The sequence below is a fragment of the Bartonella sp. AP7XZML genome, assembly GCF_042195745.1.
Taxonomy (GTDB): Bacteria; Pseudomonadota; Alphaproteobacteria; order Rhizobiales; family Rhizobiaceae; genus Bartonella.
On the sequence record NZ_JBHIOT010000077.1, the window covers coordinates 1 to 3,477 of the forward strand.

At 38.9% G+C, this 3,477-nt stretch carries 1 protein-coding gene; it reads left to right on the forward strand.

The features are described from left to right. Positions 1-904: 904 nt before the first annotated feature. A partial coding sequence (locus ACFILT_RS06050) for a DEAD/DEAH box helicase family protein (RefSeq protein WP_375679743.1) occupies positions 905-3,477 on the forward strand: 2,573 nt, incomplete at its 3' end.

Below are 3,477 nucleotides of genomic sequence, written 5' to 3' on the forward strand. Positions count from 1 at the left end.
ATAAACATTTACACCTGTAAACAAGCCAAAGAAAACAACAATGGCACGAAAAATTCTCAAAAGAGAACTTTGGCGTAAAAATACAGAAAACAATACAGATTTCCCCGCTTTGCACTATTCATGAAGCACTCTTTAAAAGAACTTCATGGAACAGCTAATAAACCCACTCAAAACAGCCACTGCCCTATAACACTTTTAACAAAAGCACATGCCTCTGTAACCAAAGAAAAGTGACACCCAAAAACTGCTTTATTTTAACTGCTGAAGATCTCTCCCCCACATTTATATAAAGAAACCTCTAAACAAAACTGTTTAGCCCGTCAATGGTTAATATATTAATATCCCCATAAATATAAAGGATAAATTTGCTCAACCATATCCCCTTGCATTCATAGAGTGAACCTTCAAAGGACGCCTAATCTATGAGTTTTGAGGATTTTGAGGGTTCTTTTTACCCCCCTTTATATATTTTTTTAAAATAGAAAAATAAAAGTCATTATATTTCAATATATTAGCATTTTAGAGATACAATCTATATTAAAACACAACCTATAAATATAACCCGCTGTATATTTTTGAAGGTATTTTGAGGGTGTGAGAAACCTTCAAAACCTATCTATAAAATGCATCAAAATACTCATTCTGATATTTTAAAGCACATAGTACATTTGTCTTTTTTCCATAAAATAAACAGCAAATTTTACTATTTTGCTGATCTACTCCATGTCATAGGCTGTGGATAAATAACCTTTAAAAACCCTTTTTGAAAAAATATTTCTGGTTTTGCAAGAATTTCACCTCAGCTGACACTCGCTATTTATCCTAAATGGATTTAATTGGCTTCATTTTGATTCTTTTGAAGAGAATCAATCAGTAGAATATATTGTCATGGAGTTTAGTCTTTATGTCTCACCCTCTTTATTCTGATAATAAACACGTTTCTTTACGCTCTCTCTTACAAGCCTATCGTGATCAAGCGATATCAGAGCAAGATAAGCAAGCCGCTTTTGAAAAGTTTGTCATTGCCTATTTGACGCAAGACCCGCTTCAATGCCAAGAATACGAAAAGGTTCAAACTTATAGAGAGGTCGCTGACGAAAAGGGCTGGAAAGGAAGCGATACAGACACCGATATTGATTTGGTAGCGAAAATTCGTGATCAAGACGATTATGTTGCTATTCGCTGTCAATTTTATGAGACCAATCATCAGATTACCCAAGACGATATTGAAAGCTTTATCGCCATTTCTGGTAAAAAGAGATTTAAATACCGCCTTCTCATTGATAGCACGGAAAGAGATTTAAGCGACAATGCCAATACCATGATTGAAGGGCAAGCAGTTCCGGTTTATCGAATTAATCTGTTTGATATGGAAAATAGTCAAATCGATTGGGGTATTTTTGATAAGACAGGCAACATTGTTCTTTATGAGCAAACGAAGAAAAAGCTTTTAGATCATCAGAAAGAAGCGCTTAAAGCGGTTTGTGAAGGGTTGAAAGAAGCAGACCGTGGCAAGCTCATTATGGCATGTGGAACGGGCAAGACTTTCACCAGTTTGAAGATAGCAGAAACCATAGCAGGTCAAGGCAAGCATGTGTTGTTTTTGGTCCCCTCTCTTGCCTTGATGTCACAAAGCATTCGTGAATGGACAGCCGATGCACAAGTGCCCTTGCGTTGCTTTGCCGTGTGTTCCGATAAGCAAATCGGCAAGCGGCGTAAAAACCAAGAGGATGATGGGGAAATATCGGCATCGGATTTAGCACTCCCTGCTACCACGGATGCCTCTAGGCTTGTCGAGAAAGTAGGAAACTCTTCGCCCCATGCCATGAGTGTTATTTTTGCGACCTATCAATCAATACAAGTCATTGTTGATGCGCAAAAGGATCATGGTTTAGCAACCTTTGATCTGATTATTTGTGATGAGGCGCATAGAACAACGGGGGCTTCATTAGGAACTGACGACAATGAATCTGATTTTATCAAGGTTCATGATAACACTCTTATTCGCGGTAAAAAACGTCTGTACATGACAGCAACGCCTCGTATCTTTAGTAATCATGCCAAAAGGCGTGCTGATGAGGTTGATGCTGTTTTAGCCTCTATGGATAATGAAGCCATTTATGGAAAAGCGCTTTATACCTACAGTTTTACCGATGCGGTCAAGAATGAACTGTTAACCCCTTATAAGATTATTGTTTTAGGTGTTGATGAAGGGGAAATCAGTAAAACCATGGAGATGCCCACCACAAGTAAAGATTATGAACTTACTTTAGATTATAAAACAAAAATTGTTGGCTGTTATCAAGCTTTAACCAAACTGGATCTGAAAAATGATCTTGGAGATGATGCGGCTCCTATGCGTCGTGCCTTGGCTTTTTGTAAAGATATCAAGACCTCTAAACAGATCCGTGATACCTTTCAAGGAAAAGGTGTTAAGCGGATTTTCAACAGACTTTATAAAAATTATCCTGATACGCCTCCTCTGATCTGTGAAGTTGATCATATTGATGGGAAGGATGGCGCCAAAGAACGGTCAAGAAAACTGGATTGGTTGGAAGAAAATGTGGGGGAAAATCACTGCCGTGTACTTACCAATGTAAGATGTTTGTCTGAGGGAGTGGATGTGCCTACCTTGGATGCGGTGATGTTTTTACACCCGCGTAAAAGCCAAGTCGATGTGATACAGGCGGTAGGACGTGTGATGCGTCGTGCTCCAGGCAAAAAAAGAGGTTATATCATTTTACCCGTTGGGGTCCCTGCTGGGATTGACCCCGAAAAAGCTTTAAAGAACAATCCAAAATACAGTGTTGTTTGGCAAGTTCTCGATGCCCTGCTTGCTCATGATGAGAATTTTAGTAAAACGCTTAATCAGATGAATTTAGGACAAGATGTAAGCTCTATTTTAGAAATTGTAACAGTTTCTCAAAATATGGATTTAGAGAATGTCACCACGGTTGTTGATGATATCCCGCTTCAAGCAAGACCAGAGCATGCAAGCGCAAGCAATGTCTCTCCAATCCGTAAATCGCTTTCCATGCATAATGGACAAACAAGCTTCAACTTTATAGCGGCATTCCCTCGCGCTCTTAAAACGGTTTTGATTAAAAGATCAACCCTTTCTGATTATTGGGGCATATGGGCGAACAATGTTGCTGAGATTGCTCAAAACCATATCAATCATCTTAAAGATATTCTTTCTGATGAGAAAGGCAAAGCGCGGTGTGCTTTTGATGCGTTTCATAAGGAATTAAAGAGCAATTTAAACGACAGTATTACGCAAGAGGAAGCCCTTGAGATGTTAGGACAACATCTTGTGACACGTCCCGTGTTTGAAGCCTTGTTTGAGGGCAATGAATTTGTCCAGAACAATAGCATCTCACAAGCCATGGAAAGGATTTTAGCTGAGTTGGATAAAACCGATATCAAGCAAGAGTCTTTAGAACTCCAAGGGTTTTATAACAGTGTAAAATTCCGCGC